General features: G+C 29.8%; 15 protein-coding genes. 1 reads left to right on the plus strand and 14 read right to left on the minus strand.

Translation table 11 applies throughout. The features are described 5' to 3' along the window. Positions 1–30 precede the first annotated feature (30 nt). Positions 31–438 carry a competence protein ComK gene (locus T434_RS0103595; RefSeq protein WP_162150685.1) on the minus strand — a complete coding sequence of 136 codons (408 nt, stop codon included), beginning with the start codon at positions 436–438 and terminating at the stop codon, positions 31–33. A 57-nt stretch (positions 439–495) separates the two neighbouring features. On the opposite strand from T434_RS0103595, the gene T434_RS0103600 reads away from it, so the two are divergent. Then, positions 496–1,194 (plus strand): hypothetical protein, encoded by a 699-nt coding sequence (locus T434_RS0103600; protein ID WP_162150686.1) that lies wholly within the window; start codon positions 496–498, stop codon positions 1,192–1,194. Between the two features lie 24 nt (positions 1,195–1,218). On the opposite strand, the gene sufB is transcribed toward T434_RS0103600, so the two are convergent. The 13 genes from sufB to T434_RS06850 form a co-directional block, all read right to left on the minus strand. Continuing rightward, positions 1,219–2,628, minus strand: coding sequence for a Fe-S cluster assembly protein SufB (gene sufB / locus T434_RS0103605; RefSeq protein WP_026399941.1), 1,410 nt, complete (start codon positions 2,626–2,628; stop codon positions 1,219–1,221). Continuing rightward, a complete protein-coding gene (gene sufU, locus T434_RS06825; RefSeq protein ID WP_162150687.1) occupies positions 2,621–3,067 on the minus strand; it encodes a Fe-S cluster assembly sulfur transfer protein SufU in 447 nt (148 codons plus the stop codon). The genes sufB and sufU overlap by 8 nt, the downstream gene beginning before the upstream one ends. Positions 3,068–3,078: 11 nt before the next feature. Beyond that, entirely contained in the window at positions 3,079–4,281 is a 1,203-nt protein-coding gene (locus T434_RS0103615; RefSeq protein WP_162150688.1) for an aminotransferase class V-fold PLP-dependent enzyme, read from the minus strand. Between the two features lie 4 nt (positions 4,282–4,285). Continuing rightward, the gene (locus tag T434_RS07460; RefSeq protein ID WP_162150689.1) at positions 4,286–5,149 is read right to left on the minus strand and encodes a SufD family Fe-S cluster assembly protein; all 864 of its coding nucleotides are present in this window, start codon (positions 5,147–5,149) and stop codon (positions 4,286–4,288) included. After that, positions 5,146–5,916 (minus strand): Fe-S cluster assembly ATPase SufC, encoded by a 771-nt coding sequence (sufC, locus tag T434_RS0103625; RefSeq protein ID WP_162150690.1) that lies wholly within the window; start codon positions 5,914–5,916, stop codon positions 5,146–5,148. Before sufC ends, T434_RS07460 begins: the two co-directional genes overlap by 4 nt. Positions 5,917–6,069: 153 nt before the next feature. Further along, positions 6,070–8,178 (minus strand): leucine-rich repeat protein, encoded by a 2,109-nt coding sequence (locus T434_RS0103630; RefSeq protein ID WP_026399944.1) that lies wholly within the window; start codon positions 8,176–8,178, stop codon positions 6,070–6,072. Positions 8,179–8,191: 13 nt separating this feature from the next. Continuing rightward, the gene (locus T434_RS0103635; protein ID WP_026399945.1) at positions 8,192–8,692 is read right to left on the minus strand and encodes a hypothetical protein; all 501 of its coding nucleotides are present in this window, start codon (positions 8,690–8,692) and stop codon (positions 8,192–8,194) included. 10 nt (positions 8,693–8,702) lie between these two features. Beyond that, positions 8,703–9,455, minus strand: a complete 753-nt coding sequence (locus T434_RS0103640) for a hypothetical protein (protein ID WP_026399946.1) — start codon at positions 9,453–9,455, stop codon at positions 8,703–8,705. After that, complete coding sequence (locus T434_RS0103645; RefSeq protein WP_026399947.1) at positions 9,440–10,258, minus strand: InlB B-repeat-containing protein; 819 nt, start codon at positions 10,256–10,258, stop codon at positions 9,440–9,442. Before T434_RS0103645 ends, T434_RS0103640 begins: the two co-directional genes overlap by 16 nt. A gap of 12 nt (positions 10,259–10,270) precedes the next feature. Next, complete coding sequence (locus T434_RS07465) at positions 10,271–12,121, minus strand: ATP-binding cassette domain-containing protein (RefSeq protein ID WP_051614358.1); 1,851 nt, start codon at positions 12,119–12,121, stop codon at positions 10,271–10,273. Further along, on the minus strand, positions 12,121–13,155 hold the full coding sequence (locus T434_RS0103655; protein ID WP_026399949.1) for an ABC transporter ATP-binding protein: 1,035 nt from the start codon (positions 13,153–13,155) through the stop codon (positions 12,121–12,123). Before T434_RS0103655 ends, T434_RS07465 begins: the two co-directional genes overlap by 1 nt. Beyond that, positions 13,155–14,540, minus strand: a complete 1,386-nt coding sequence (locus T434_RS07470; protein WP_162150691.1) for an ABC transporter permease — start codon at positions 14,538–14,540, stop codon at positions 13,155–13,157. Before T434_RS07470 ends, T434_RS0103655 begins: the two co-directional genes overlap by 1 nt. Further along, a complete protein-coding gene (locus T434_RS06850; protein ID WP_162150692.1) occupies positions 14,540–15,502 on the minus strand; it encodes an ABC transporter permease in 963 nt (320 codons plus the stop codon). Before T434_RS06850 ends, T434_RS07470 begins: the two co-directional genes overlap by 1 nt. Positions 15,503–15,742: the final 240 nt, after the last annotated feature.

Genomic DNA, 15,742 nt, shown 5'->3' on the forward strand with positions numbered 1-15,742 from the left:
TTTACATATGAATTAATAGTGAAAGTGTATTCATAGTAAACTTTTTTTATATTTATCGATTAAAGATATACTCATAACTAATCTTTCATAGATATTTAGACTTAAATTTACCATGATTACATCATCATTATGAAAATGGATGCATATGCTTTCATTCATTTTTTTGATATATCTAATCTCTTTATAATTGATAAATATTGTCTCATAATCTTTGTAACTTTTATCATAAATAAAAATATAAAAATCATTTATAAAAAAAGGTATTTTATATTTAAGATTCAACATTTTTCTTACACTTTTTATATAACCTTCAAGACTTGATAAATTTTTATGATAAAGTTCTTTAATAATACCTAATGCACTTCTTCCCATTTTTATTTTTCCAGGATAAATATAGCCACCGTCGATTTCATTTTTAATATAATTGATTGTTTTCATACTCTTATTTTATAGTGTTATAATAAATAAGAGAATACAACAAAGAAGGTATTGCATATGTTCCTTAAAAATGAATATTTAGAATCTATTAAAGATAAAAAAATAAAAATTTTATATGAAATAGTTTCAAATCATTTAAATTATGTTAGAAAATTAGATACTGTTGATAGCTTAAATATATATATAAAAGATATTTTAAGTTTCATTAATGGCTATACGCCTAAGGATAAAAAATTTAAACAACTTAGAAAATATTTTTTATATGCACCTTTGAACTTAGATTTTTTATATCAATATACAAAAATAAAAATTGAATATTTAGAAAATCCCAAACTAAGACGTTTAGATGATTTAATGATTTATTTTGAAAAACAATCTTTATTTGGTATGCTACTTTTTATCACAGATCCAAAAGCACAAATCCATTTAGAACCTATCTTATTGCTATCTAAAATTGATAAAATCTATGAAACACTTTTACATTTAAATGAGCTTAAACAAACTAACCAAATCCATTTACCTATCCAATTGATTGAAGATTATGGATTAGAGATTGTATTAGATAAAAATGTTTATTTGATGAATGATCGTTTCTTTGGTGTTTGGAATTTATTTTATATTAAACTTAATCAACTCTTAGAGTCTTTAAAACCAAAAATGATTTTATTTGATGATTTACATCAAGAATTAATATTTAATTATTTATCCATTCGAAAAGATGATCTTAACCATTTTCAAAAGACATTAAAAAAATGATGCATAATGCATCATTTTATTTTTTTATCCTAATGAACCTTCCATTTCAAGTTTAATGAGTTGGTTTAATTCGACTGCATATTCCATTGGTAACTCTTTAGCAAATGGTTCAATGAATCCCATAACAATCATTTCTGTTGCTTCTTCTTCAGTTAAACCACGGCTCATTAAATAGAATAGTTGTTCTTCTGAAATTTTTGAAACTGTTGCTTCATGTTGTAAGAAGACATCACTATTTTTAATCACGTTTGTAGGGATTGTATCTGATGTTGAAATACCGTCAAGTAAAATTGTATCACATTCAATATTTGCTCTTGAACCTTTAGCATTTTTACCAAAGACAACTTTACCACGATAATTGACCTTTCCACCACCACGAGCAATCGACTTAGATACAATGCTTGAAGTTGTATTAGGTGCAACGTGAATCATTCTAGCACCTGCGTCTTGCCATTGATTTTTACCAGCAAATGCAATACTAATTGTTGTACCTTTTGCATGTTCTCCTAATAAAATACATGATGGATATTTCATATTGACATTAGAACCAATGTTACCATCAATCCATTCCATATGTCCGTTTTCATAAACATGTGCACGTTTGGTTACTAAGTTTAAAACATTATTACTCCAGTTTTGAATTGTGGTATAACGACATGTTGCATCCTTTTTAACAATAACTTCAACGATTGCAGCATGTAATGAATCTTTTGAATAAACTGGTGCTGTACATCCTTCAACATAATTCACATACGCACCTTCATCAACAATGATTAATGTTCTTTCAAATTGTCCTGCTTGTTCTGAGTTAATTCTAAAATAACTTTGAAGTGGTTTTGTAACTTTAACACCTTTTGGAACATAAATAAATGATCCACCACTCCATACAGCACTATTTAATGCAGCATATTTGTTGTCATTCATTGGAACGACAGTTCCAAAATACTCTTTAAATAACTCTGGATATTTTTTTAATGCTGTATCTGTGTCACAATAAATAACACCTAATTTTTCTAATTCTTCGCTGTTTGCATGATAAACAACTTCTGATTCAAATTGGCTTGAAACACCTGCTAAATATTTGCGTTCTGCTTCAGGAATACCTAAACGTTCAAAAGTTTTTTTAATTTCAACAGGTACTTCATCCCATGAGTTTGTTGTTCTTTCACTGGATTTAATATAATAAGTGATTTCATCAAAATTAATAAAACTTAAGTCTGGTCCCCATGATGGATTTGGAATGTTCATGAAATTTTCATAAGCCTTAACTCTAAATTCAGTCATCCATGATGGTTCATTTTTAATTTTTGAGATTTCTCTAACAATATTTTCATTAATACCTTTACCTGTATCATAAACAGGTTTTGAAGGTGTGATAAATCCATATTGATACTCACCAACAATCTCATTTACTTTTTTCTTTGTATCATCCATGGGTAATCTCCTTTTTCTTTTCTAGTAAACCTTGTTCATAAGCTTTCCATGCTAATGTTGCGCATTTAACACGTGCAGGAAAATCATGAACGGTTTCATATGCTTTAGCATCCATAACTAATTTTTTATCATCATAAGGTTCTCCCTTAATTAATTCATAAAACTGATGGATTGCCTCTAATCCTTCTTCAATGGTTTTTCCAACAAGTGTAATTGATGCAACACTTGCTGATGAACAGCATATACTACAACCTACACCCTCATGACGTACATCTTTAATCATGCCATCTTCAATGTAAAGTTGTACAACCATTTCATCACCACAAGTTGGGTTATTTAAATGGACTATCAAGTACTGATCATTTTTTACTAATCCACGATATTTAGGATTTTTATAATGATCCATAATTACTTGTCTGTATAAATTCTTTAAGTCCATAGTTTTTCCTTTCAAAAATTCATAAAGAAATTTCTTGTTTCAATTAATGCATGAACCAACTTATCACAATCTTCTTTTGTATTATATATACCAACAGATGCGCGGATTGTTGAATTGACATTTAAATATTTCATTGTCAGTTGGTTACAATGATGTCCAGCACGTACTGCGATACTATGTTGATCTAAGAAACTTGCAACATCATGTGGATGAACACCATCAATATTTAAAGTAACTAATGTTGATGGGTATTTTTTATTATAAATCGTAATACCTTCAACATTTTCTAATTTTTCTAAAATATAATTTCTTAATTCTAATTCATGTTGATAAGATTTTTTTTGTCCAATTTTTTCAATAAACTCAATTGCACCAACTAATCCGATTGCCTCTGCAATAGGTGGTGTTCCTGCTTCAAATTTATATGGCGGACGTTTATATGTATTTTTTGATTCTAAACTAACTTTATCAATCATTTCCCCACCATATTCAGCAGGATTTAATTTTTCTAATAATTCATATTTACCATATAACACACCAATACCATTAGGTCCATACATTTTATGACCTGAAAAAGCTAGGAAATCGACATCTAACTTTTTAACATCGATTTTAACGTGTGCAATACTTTGAGCTGCATCAACAATGATATATGCTCCAACACGATGAGCTAGTTTAGCCATTTCTTTAATTGGTGCCATATAACCTAATACGTTTGATATATGATTTGTTATAACCAATTTTGTTTTGTTTGATAAAACTTTCTTAAAATTAGGTAAGGTAATTAAGCCATCTTCAAGTGGAATAAACTTTACTTTTAAGTTCTTTTTTAGAGCTAATCTAAGCCAAGGTAAAAGGTTTGAATGATGTTCTAATTCAGAAACAATAATTTCATCACCTTCAGAAACTAAATCTTCAATACCATAGCTTAGCATGTTTAATGCATGTGTTGTTGATTTGGTAAAAATGATTTCGCTTTGATCTGCTTTAATAAACTCTGCAACTTTTAATCTTGCATTTTCATAAAGTTCAGTCGATTCATGTGCTAATTGATAGACACCACGATGCACATTTGAACCATTATAAAGTAAATAATCGCTCATTAATTTGACTGATTTTTTATGTTTTAAACTTGATGCTGCAGAATCAAAAAAACTTAACTTAGGATTTTTTTTAAATACTGGAAATTGGCTTTTAATTTTACTTACGTCCATCTTATCAAATTCTTTCGTCTATTATTTTTTCTACGTGTTCTTTAATTAACGCATCATCAATTTCATCTAATACCGGTCTTAAGAAACCATAAATAATGAGTTTTTGAGCTTCAACTTCTGGTAACCCACGACTCATTAAATAATATAAAACTTCTTCTTCAATTTTACCTACAGTTGCAGCATGTCCAGCTGTTACATCAAACTCATCAATAATTAAAATTGGATTAACATCAATTTGAGCTTTATCCGAAGTAATAATACCTCTTAATGTTTGGAATGCACTTGAACCCTTCATGCCTTGATTAATTTCACCAACACCATTGAGTTTAACAATGCCTTCACCTGATGCAATACCAATATTTGTCATATCAGCAAATGTATTCGGTGCATGATGAATCATATGAACATCTAAAACTTGGTTGTTGTTTAAAGCTGAGACAGTAATTGTTCTAACTTTTAAATTTGCACCACGACCGAGTAGATCTAAATGTACTTTAGCCGTTAATTTGTTACTTATAAAGCTTCCGATAAATTCAATATTTGAATCATTATAAGCATTCCCTTTAAAGTTTAATACACCTTCATGTGCAACATCAGCAATAAATAAAAACTTAACGTTTGTATTGTTAAATGTATTCAATACGATGTTGTAGTTAGCCTCTGTTTTAAGAGCATCTTGAATTTCAAATATAATTTTTACAATTGCGTTGTTTTCAACATTAATTGTAAGATTTTCAGTGGATCGATCGATGAGTTTTATGGTTAAAGTATCATCTAATACTGTATTTTTTAAAACTGTAATGGTTGATGCATCAATCTTTACCCCATCAATATTTGAGGTTTTTTGATTAACTACAATTTGATTCATTCTAAACTACCATCTTCAAAATCGATACCTAACTCATCTTTAATCCATTCATAACCATTTTGATCGATTTTCTTAATTAATTCTTCGCCACCTGTTAATACGATACGTCCATCAATCATAATATGAACGTGTGTTGGCTTAATATAATCTAAAATTCTTTGATAGTGTGTAATAAGTATGCAACCAAAATCAGGAGAAACCATATCACTAACGTTTTCTCCGACAATTCTTAATGCATCGATATCTAATCCTGAGTCAATTTCATCTAATATAGCAAATTTAGGTTTTAATGTTTTAAGTTGTAAAATTTCATTACGTTTACGTTCACCACCAGAAAAGCCTTCATTTAAATAGCGATGTGGCAAATCTTCTCTCATTTTTAAATCTTGTGCATTTTTTTCATATTGCATAATAAATTCAATTAAAGGAATTTCTTCACCACGAACTGCACGTAAAGCACTACGCATAAAATCTGAGTTTGTTACACCTGAAACTTCTTGTGGATATTGCATCGCTAAGAATAATCCCGCTCTTGCACGTTCATCGACCTCTAACTCTAATAGGTTTTCATCATCTAACATTGCAGAACCATCAGTTACTTCATACTTAGGATGTCCCATCAATGCAGAAGCCAAAGTTGATTTACCTGTACCATTTGGACCCATAATTGCGTGTACTTCTCCTGATTTAACTACAAGATTCACACCTTTTAAGATCTCTTTATTCTCGATTGATACATGTAAATTCTCAATTTTCAATGTTGACATATATAATCTCCTTCTACAAAAATAATTATTTCCTAATGTATTATAACACTTATTAATATTTAATTCTAAATATTAGGTTTGAAGGCTTAAAAAATGTTATATAAAAGATATTTCATTTCTAAAAAAATAAAAAACCCTTAGAAAAGGGTTTAATTATTCGTTTTGAAAAATAATTGGTCGATTATCAGGATTAAAGTCTTCATTCCAACCTTCTGGAATTTTTTCACCAATAATATAAATTGTTAATTTAGGTGTATTTAAAAAGACTTGAAGTCCCATTCGATTAACTGATTCATAAAGTGTGATTTTTTCTAAATGTTCATTAAGTCCAAATGCAAAATTACCAATATTAAGAACCGTTTTAGGAAGATAAACTTCTTTTAATGCTGATCCACTAAATGCGTAATCGCCAATAACTGTTACTGTATCTTTAAAGTCAAATGCTTTTAATTGACTTGTTCCATAAAAAGCATAATTACCAATTGATTGAAGATTTCCTTCATAATATATGCTTTCTAAACTTGATGCAAATCTAAAAGCGTCATATTCAATTTTTGTAATTTCACCCAAAATATGAACTTCTTTTAAATCTCTCGCTTGATTAAACAATCCTACGTTAATTGATGTAATTAAGCTTGGAATTGTAATAGATTCTAAGTTTTTAACATCTTGGAAAACACGTGCACCAAGATAATTTAATGTTTCTGGTAATTCAATTCCCATTAAGCTTGTATTTTCAAATGCACTTGTTTCTATCGATTCTAATCCTAAAGGTAATTGAATATATTTTAAGTTTGTCATTCCTTTAAAAGCACTATGACCGATTTTTTTAACCTGTTCTGGAATTATAATTTTTTCTATGGATGATGAATTAAAAAGTAAATATGGGCTTATTTCAGTTAAATTTTGTGGCAATTGAATTTCTTTTAACTTAATTAAATTGCGAAATGCACTTTCACCTATCGTATTGATGTCATCATGTAAAGTTAAACTTTCTAAGCTTCTTGAATCAAAAAACGCATTTGCACCAATGGATTTAATATGTTCCGGTATAGTGAATGACACCAAACCCGTTCTCTCAAATGTTTGATTTGGAATATAATCGATATTTTTTGAAAATTTCACACTTTGAAGTTTTGAATTTTCAAAAAATACACCACGACCTAAATAAGTCACGGAATCTGGCATCTCAAAATGTGTTATTGCATGATTTTGACCAAATGCAAATGCTCCAATATATTTCAATGTATTTGGTAATGTAAAATCTTTTAAGTTTCTTGCACCATAAAAAGCATAACTATCAATACCTTCCAAAGTATCTGGTAGATCAATTGATTTTAATGATACGTTATATGCAAAAGTATATTGGGGCAAAACATCTAATTTAGGCAGAATGATTTTTTCTAGTGATTCTGCTTGATAAAATACCCCTTGGCCTAATTTAACATGTTCTGTTAAAATGACTTCTTTTAAATTTTTACTGTAAGAAAACGCATAATCTCCAATATATTCAATATGATCTCCAACAACTACCTTTTCAACACTAGAACTACGAAAGGCATAAGGTGCTATACCTTTAACATTTTTATTATTTAAAACTTTGGGGATTTCAACGTATGATTCGTTACTTCGATAATCAACAATCCATACACCATCTAAATAATCTTCTACACGATATTTTACATCTTCAACTGGAATAAAATATACCATGATGGATGCAAGTGTTAAAAATAACCCTGAAAATACCATTTTTAAATGACTTTTATTTCTGTTAATTATTAAGAATATAATTCCTGCACCAAAGATGAAAAATCCTATGACCATTAACGCATTTAAAGGTAAATATGTCACACCTCTTAAATAAGGAATGACTGCAGATAAGGGTAAAAAGATAAATATCGAACCAAAAAACATCATTAAATTAATTATATTTGCATAACCAATTTTGTACCAATATTTATTAAGTTTAAAGCTTGATGTAATTAAAAGAATTATACCTGCAACAAATAATCCTACCCATGATAAGTTTTTTAAACTTGTGTATATTAATACAATCAAACTAAAAAGGATGGTTGGAACCACCACCTTGAAATCAAGGTGTGTTTCTCTCACCTTAATTTTAGATTGTAAATGTCCTTCTTCCATCCCTTTTTTATAGCATTCTAAAGCTTTTTTATAATCTCGTTTGACACCTATTCCAACTTCATAGATGACACCATTTGAGTAATGAATATTATCGCCATATAAGATTTTTTGATCCATCACGTCACCTCAATTATTTTTTTAATAGAATAAGTGTTATTAACGCAACAATAAATATAATTAGTGTTGTGATCCAACAAACGATAAGATAATACTTTGGAATTTGATTTTGTTTAACCTTTTGTGTGTACGTATAATAATCTTCTTTTGGTCTTTTACCAACGATCATTAACGCAAACGTCTTTGTTCCATGTATTAATGGCGATAAAATATTTAAATTATAAACACTTAACATCCAAGCTAATGCCAACCACAACGCAAATACTAACCATAATGCATCTCCTATTGCCATTAAAGATGTAAAATCGTCTTGCCATGCTAATCCAAAAAAGAATAACATTAAAGAAATTGATGTGCAAACCAATACACTAATCAATACTTTCTTAATAAATCTTTTACGCTTTATTTTTTTAGGATCGATAACCTTTGAATCATCTTTTTTAATTGGGCTTGAATTAACGCTATCATCAATTAAAAAATCTTCTGGTTTCGGTTGTTGATTAATATCTTTCATAGTACCTCGATTATCTTGATGTTAGTTCATAAATTAATTTTGAACCATAGTAATAAAATTTATTTGGATAAACTTTTTTAGGTCTTAAAAAATAAATTTGGTTCGTATCTAACATAATACCACATGTTAAGTGAATTAAAACAAATCCTCCATCAACTAAGTTAATGACTTGATCCATTTCTTCTTTGTTCACTTGATTAAATGATGAATATTTTTTAAATTGTAAGACAATTTGGCGTTTAATTGGCTTTTTTTGAGCAGATACGATTTGTTCGATTGCTGTATCAAGCTCTTCGGAATAAAACTTTGCTTGGTCGTTTTTGGCCATTACAGCAAACACTATCGCTTTACCCTTGGAACGAATGTCTTTTAATTTATCATAAATTTTATAATGAATAATAAAATTATTTGTTTGAAAATTTGAATCAAAGCCCATTTCATTCAAATTCTTAATGAATGTCTTCGTAAATGGTTTAACATTTACAGTCAATGGGCCTTGATTATCTGCTAACATTTTATAATATTTATAATACATTGAATATGTCAATATTTTTGGTCTCATGATTAGTATTGCTACTGTTAAACCAATAATAAGTAACATCATGATAGGAGCAATCACACTAAAATCAACACCTAATAAACGAAATACAAGATATACGATAACTGAAAAAACTACCCCTACTAATAGGAAAAAGAGATTTAAATCTCTCTTTTTCTTATATTTTTTCAGTTGTTCTAAAATAATGTTTAGATTTCTTTCCATATACCGTATAGTGTGATTGGATTTGTTCTACCGAACATTGAGCCGTCTAGAACAAATTCACCTGTTCCATCACTCTTAGTATTCCATCCTAAGAATTCGTATCCTGCAACAGTACCAAATGTAGGGAAGTTATCACCATAGACAACAACGTCTGTATAAGCTATAACTTTAGATTGAGGATTTGGTGCCACAGATATACCATTTGGATGGTTTGATCTAAATTGAACAGTTACTTTAATTAATTCCCAGTGAGCATATAATACTAAATCATCAGTTTGAGTTCTTGGAATAGAAGACATTGCCAAATCACCAGGTTTTGTTCCATCTGTATTTGGATATTTTACAAAATCTGGTTCATATGTATACCAACCTTTAAACTTATAACCAGTTTTCTTAGCTGCAGGTAATACAAATGTATCACCAGGTTTAAATTCTACTGGATAATTTGAGGTAGCCATCTCACCACCATTTAAATGATATTGAATGGTTAAGATGCGATCTTCCCATTTTGCATAAAGAATAATTGATGTATTACCAATAGTATCAGTATCAAAATCCCAAATTTTTTCACCTTTTAAATCTGTTGTCCATCCTAAGAAAGCAAATCCAGGACGAACAGGATCTTTTGGTTTAGGAATTTTTGAACCCGGCTCAATATTAAAAATTGTATCAACACGTTCTGCACCAGTATTTGCAGTAAAGAAATACACATTTACAGTATTATCTACAATTTTCTTATCTTCACATGATGTCATTGTTAATGCAATGATACCAACAAATAAAAGCATTAAGATCTTCTTCATTGTGTACCTCCTTTACTTTTTACTATCTGATTTAACATATCGTTTTTTCATTTCTTCAAACTCTTTATCATTTGCATATACTAAATGATTCGGAGCAATTTCACGAAGACTTGGTTTATCAATACGATAATCATGCATACTTGGATTATAGTGAATTCTTTGTCTACCCTTTTCATAATCTGGGTCTGGTTGAGGAATTGCTGATAATAATGAAATAGTATATGCATGCATTGGATTAGCGAACAATTCTTCACTAGATGCCATTTCAACAATTCGACCATTATACATAACTGCGATACGATCACAGAAGAAACGTACAACAGATAAGTCGTGGGCAATGAAAAGGATTGTTAAACCTAATTGTTCTTTAAGATTTGTTAAAAGGTTTAATACTTGAGCACGAATTGAAACGTCTAATGCTGAAATTGGTTCGTCAGCAATTATAAAGTTTGGTTCCATAATTAATGCTCTTGCAATACCAATTCTTTGACGTTGTCCACCTGAGAATTCGTGTGGATAACGTGTAGCATATTCAGGTGCTAAACCAACTAAGTTTAAAACTTCTTCAACTTTAGCGTTAATTTGCTCATTAGTTAAATTTCCTTGAATAACCAATCCTTCACCAATAATTTCACGTACAGTCATACGTGGGTTTAATGATGAGATTGGGTCTTGGAAAATCATTTGCATCTTTCGTGATGCTTTTAATGTTTCACTTGAATGATTAACGCGTTTTGCTTCTTCAATATGTTGTTTTTCAACTAAAATAGCAGCTTTAGCTTTTTCATTGATTGCTTTAGCCTTTTCTTTAACTATTCTTTTTTCTTCTTCTGATAATTGAGTTTCAACAACGGAAGCTAAATCTTTTTTCAATTGAGCTTTAACAGCTGCAATTTTATCAAAGATTTCTTTTCTTAAGTTTTTATACTTTTCTTTAACACTTTGAATATTTGATTTAACTAAATTCATATCAGGAGCAACAACATTGTTTCTTGCTTCTTGATATTTTTCTTTAACTTTTTGAATTTTTTGTTTTTTATCTAAAGTTAATGCTTGAATCTTAGCTTTTGCATCTTCTTTAGACATAACTTCTGCTGAAGCTTCTATGATTTGATGAGAAAATTCTTTTTTAATTCTTTCAATATCTGCTTCATAATTTGATTTTAGTTCTTGAAGTCTTTCATTAATTACTTCTTTACTTAAAGCAGCACTATCTTTTAAACCTTCAACTTTACGTTCATAATTCACACGTAAAATTTCAAGTTCTTTATTCATTTCTGTTTCTGCTTTATTTAAAGTTGCTTGATGAATTTTTTCAACTTCGATATTGTAGTCATATTCAATTGTTTCAATATCAAGTTTCATTTGATTTTTTAATTCATAAAGTTTTGTTTTATACTCATCTAAAGGAAGATTTGCTTTTGCTAATTCTTCTTTTTCTTTTGGAATTAAGAATGTTAATTCATGACGAATATATTCAATATCTTTTTCTGCTTTTTCTTTTAATTGAAGTTTTTGTAGTTCACTTGCTTTAAGTGATAGAATATCAATCTTAGCTTGTTTTTTGATATTTTTGATATTTTCAATATGATCTGCATAACCTGCAGAAATTGTAATACCATTAAGTTTTACAGAACCTTCAGTTGGGTTATAAAGTTTAATAATTGTACGACCAGTTGTTGTTTTACCACTACCTGATTCACCAACTAAACCAAAAACTTCACGTTTATATACATCAAATGTTACATCATCAACAGCTGGAACAACTAATTTATTTTTACCAACACCAACTTTGAAATACTTCTTTAAGTTTTTGACTTCTAAGACTTTTTCGGAGTAGTCAACAATTTTATTTTTGTCCATTACTTCTTCACTCTCCCTCTTTGTCTTTGTAAAATCTTAACTGCTTCAGGTACTTCAACTTTTGGTGCATCTGGATGTAATAACCAAGTTGCAGCGTAATGTGTATCTGAAACTTTATATAATGGCGGCTCTTGCTCAAAATCAATTGCTAAAGCATATTTGTTTCTTGGAGCAAATGCATCACCTTTAGGTGGATAAATCATATTAGGCGGTGTACCAGGAATAGCATCTAAATGTTTAGAAGATGCTAAGTTTGGCATGGATGATAATAATGCCCATGTATAAGGATGTTTTGGATCATAGAAGATTTCTTCTGATGTTCCAATTTCAACAATTTTACCTGCATACATAACAGCAATTCTATCAGCCATGTTAGCAACAACACCTAAATCGTGTGTAATAAAGATAATTGAAAGATTTCTTTCTTTTTTAAGACGATTAATTAATTCTAAAATTTGTCCTTGAATTGTAACATCAAGTGCAGTTGTTGGTTCATCACAAATTAATATTTCAGCATCGTTAGCTAATGCAATAGCGATAACAATTCTTTGTCTCATCCCACCTGAAAATTGGAAAGGATATTGACTATAACGCTTATCTGCATTTGTAATACCAACTGATTCCATTAATTCGATGGCACGTTTTTTAGCCATTTCTTTAGGCATGCCCATTTTAAAAATTAATGCTTCAGCAATTTGCTTACCAACAGGAATAATTGGATTCAATGAACTCATTGGATCTTGGAAAATCATTGAGATTTTTGATCCACGAATTTCATGGAATAATTCTTCAGGAAGTTGTGTTAGATCACGTCCTTGGTACATGATTGAACCACCTTCATAAATTGAGTTTCCTGCTAATAATCCCATAATGGCACGAGATGTAACACTCTTACCACTACCTGATTCACCAACAATAGCTAGTGTTTCGCCACGATGTAAATCAAATGATACACCACGAATCGCTTGTAAAATACCATATTGAGTTTTAAAAGATACAGCCAAATCTTTGACTTCTAAAATTTTATCAGCCATTATTCTACACCTCTCAATGATGGGTTGAATGCATCACGTAAACCATTACCAAATAGGTTAAATGCAATCATTAAAATAGCGATATAAAGTGATGGGAATAATAATAAGTATGGATAGCTATGCATCGCTGCACGACCTTGTTCAATTAACATACCTACGCTTAATGCATTATCGTAGTTAATAATACCTAAGAATGAGTATGATGCTTCACTGAACACGAATGCAGGAATAGCAAGCGCATATGAAGTAACAATTAATCCCAATGTGTTAGGTAAGATATGTTTAAACATAATACGTGCATCAGATGCGCCTAATGTTCGGGCAGCTAAAACATATTCACGATTCTTGAATCGATAGAATTGCATACGACCTGTACCATATGAACCAATCCAACCTTGTGCAGTAAACGCTAAGACAACAACCCATAATGCTGTTCCATATCGTAATGTTAATAATACAAGTACAGATAAGAACGGAATAGATGAAATAATTTCAACTAAACGGTCAAATAATAAGTCTAACACGCCTCCATAGTAACCAACAATCGCACCGATTGTTAAACCAATCAACGTATTGATAACAACAACAGTTAAAGCCATGAAGATTGAAATTTGAGCACCTTGCCAAATCTCAGTAAATAAATCTAAACCGTCTTTATTTGTACCAAACCAAAAATATGTGTCTTCTGGATTTTGATTTAATGACATTTTAAAACGATTCACTCTTACCTTATATTGATAGAATGGAGCACTTGGATCTTCAGGGTTTGGTAATTCAGTAATACTATAAACATCAATAATATAATTTTTTGCAAGATATTCTTCAAATTGTTTTTGATCAAGTTGTTCTAATACAGAATCTAATGATCCACCACCATCTGATGAGAAATATGTAATAGGCATATATGATTCAACATAATTTGCAAACTTATATGAATCAACAACGACTGTAATTTCTGTAATACCTGCGTATGCTGGATGATCAACATTATCAATTAATTCTTCTGGGAAACCAGAAAGAATAATACCTTTCCCAAATTCAGAATGATACATATGATGTAAGAATCTTTTACCAGCGGTTACTTCTCTTTTACCATCAAAAATACCAATTTTTTCTAAAAAAGGAATTTTTGGTTCTAAATATCTAAAACGACGTGCAGCATTTGGATCTTCATCTGGTAATTTATATGGTTTTAATAAAGGTCCAAAAACAACGAATACCATGATGATACATATGATAATAAACGCAACAAAAGAAGCTTTGTTTTTCTTGAAGCGGTTCCATGAATCGCGATAATATCCAATTTCTTTAGTTTCTAACGGAAGATCTTTTATTAAATCATTCGCGTTATGAACTAATACCAATTTACTTTTATCAATATTCATCATGATATTTTCCCACTCCCAATTCTTACTCTAGGGTCAATGAAGGTGTATGAAATATCGCCAACAATTGAAGATAATAATCCAACAAATTGTCCAAATGCAGTAATTAACATAAGCATTGGATAATCTGGTGGAATTGATTGAAAGGCATCAAGATAAATACGACCTGTACCATCGACTCTAAATAGTTTTTCAGTGATTAAACCACCGTTAATAACACCAATAATACCAATAAAGATACCTGGTAAATAAGGAACTAAAGCATTCTTTAATGCATGACGATATGTCGCTTGACGTTTGGTTAATCCTTTTGAACGCGCCAATAACATATAATCTTGTGTTAATTGTTCAGTTAATTCAGCACGTATTGAACGAGCTAATCCAGGAACACCAACAATCGTTAATACAGTTACTGGCATAATAAATGTTGATAACGCCCACCAGAAATTATTTGAAAAATCGGTGGATGTGGCAACAACATAATCTGGTACCCAATGTAATTTGAAATAAAATACGTATTGAACTATAACGACAACAACAAAGTATGGAATTGAAATAAATATCATAATTCCAACAGATATGACGTTATCTATCCATGTGTTTTTATTTAGGGCTGCCAATACACCCAATCCAATCGCAATCGGAACTGATAAGATATAAGGAATTAAGTTAATTTGAACAGATGCTGGAATTTTAGAGAAATAATATGCACCAACATCTTCTTTCTTATTAATTGAAAATCCAAATGATCCTTCAGTAAAAATATTTTTGACCCATAGACCAAACTGAACAATGATTGGTTCATTCCAACCCTCACGTTCAGCCAAACGTTCATATAGAATTGGGTCATCTAGCGATGGTTTATTATTTGGCATTAATTTGATAAAAACAAAGAATAAGAATACCGTGATAATGAAAGTTATAATCATTAATCCTATTCTTTTTAATAGATATGAAGCCATTAAAACACTCCCTTTTTTGAATAATGAATTCTTGTTGCAAAATTGTTTATATAATATTATACATGAATTTGTATATTATACACTAAGTTTTTTTAAAAAATGAAAATATCGTATTTTTTACACTTTACTTTCATTTTCTAAAAAATCACATTTTACGATATATTTACATAGAGAATGCGCCTGAAATGAGTAACCCCATATCAGGCGCTTTTTTATATCTCTATGTGAACTTGATTCAAA

Source organism: Acholeplasma equifetale ATCC 29724, from assembly GCF_000687735.1.
GTDB classification, from domain to species: Bacteria; Bacillota_I; Bacilli_A; order Acholeplasmatales; family Acholeplasmataceae; genus Acholeplasma; species Acholeplasma equifetale.

Coding starts and splice junctions, on each gene's coding strand:
- T434_RS0103595 (WP_162150685.1), bottom strand. CDS start 438: ATGAAAACAATCAATTATATTAAAAATGAAATCGACGGTGGCTATATT.
- T434_RS0103600 (WP_162150686.1), top strand. CDS start 496: ATGTTCCTTAAAAATGAATATTTAGAATCTATTAAAGATAAAAAAATA.
- sufB (WP_026399941.1), bottom strand. CDS start 2,628: ATGGATGATACAAAGAAAAAAGTAAATGAGATTGTTGGTGAGTATCAA.
- sufU (WP_162150687.1), bottom strand. CDS start 3,067: ATGGACTTAAAGAATTTATACAGACAAGTAATTATGGATCATTATAAA.
- T434_RS0103615 (WP_162150688.1), bottom strand. CDS start 4,281: ATGGACGTAAGTAAAATTAAAAGCCAATTTCCAGTATTTAAAAAAAAT.
- T434_RS07460 (WP_162150689.1), bottom strand. CDS start 5,149: ATGAATCAAATTGTAGTTAATCAAAAAACCTCAAATATTGATGGGGTA.
- sufC (WP_162150690.1), bottom strand. CDS start 5,916: ATGTCAACATTGAAAATTGAGAATTTACATGTATCAATCGAGAATAAA.
- T434_RS0103630 (WP_026399944.1), bottom strand. CDS start 8,178: ATGGATCAAAAAATCTTATATGGCGATAATATTCATTACTCAAATGGT.
- T434_RS0103635 (WP_026399945.1), bottom strand. CDS start 8,692: ATGAAAGATATTAATCAACAACCGAAACCAGAAGATTTTTTAATTGAT.
- T434_RS0103640 (WP_026399946.1), bottom strand. CDS start 9,455: ATGGAAAGAAATCTAAACATTATTTTAGAACAACTGAAAAAATATAAG.
- T434_RS0103645 (WP_026399947.1), bottom strand. CDS start 10,258: ATGAAGAAGATCTTAATGCTTTTATTTGTTGGTATCATTGCATTAACA.
- T434_RS07465 (WP_051614358.1), bottom strand. CDS start 12,121: ATGGACAAAAATAAAATTGTTGACTACTCCGAAAAAGTCTTAGAAGTC.
- T434_RS0103655 (WP_026399949.1), bottom strand. CDS start 13,155: ATGGCTGATAAAATTTTAGAAGTCAAAGATTTGGCTGTATCTTTTAAA.
- T434_RS07470 (WP_162150691.1), bottom strand. CDS start 14,540: ATGAATATTGATAAAAGTAAATTGGTATTAGTTCATAACGCGAATGAT.
- T434_RS06850 (WP_162150692.1), bottom strand. CDS start 15,502: ATGGCTTCATATCTATTAAAAAGAATAGGATTAATGATTATAACTTTC.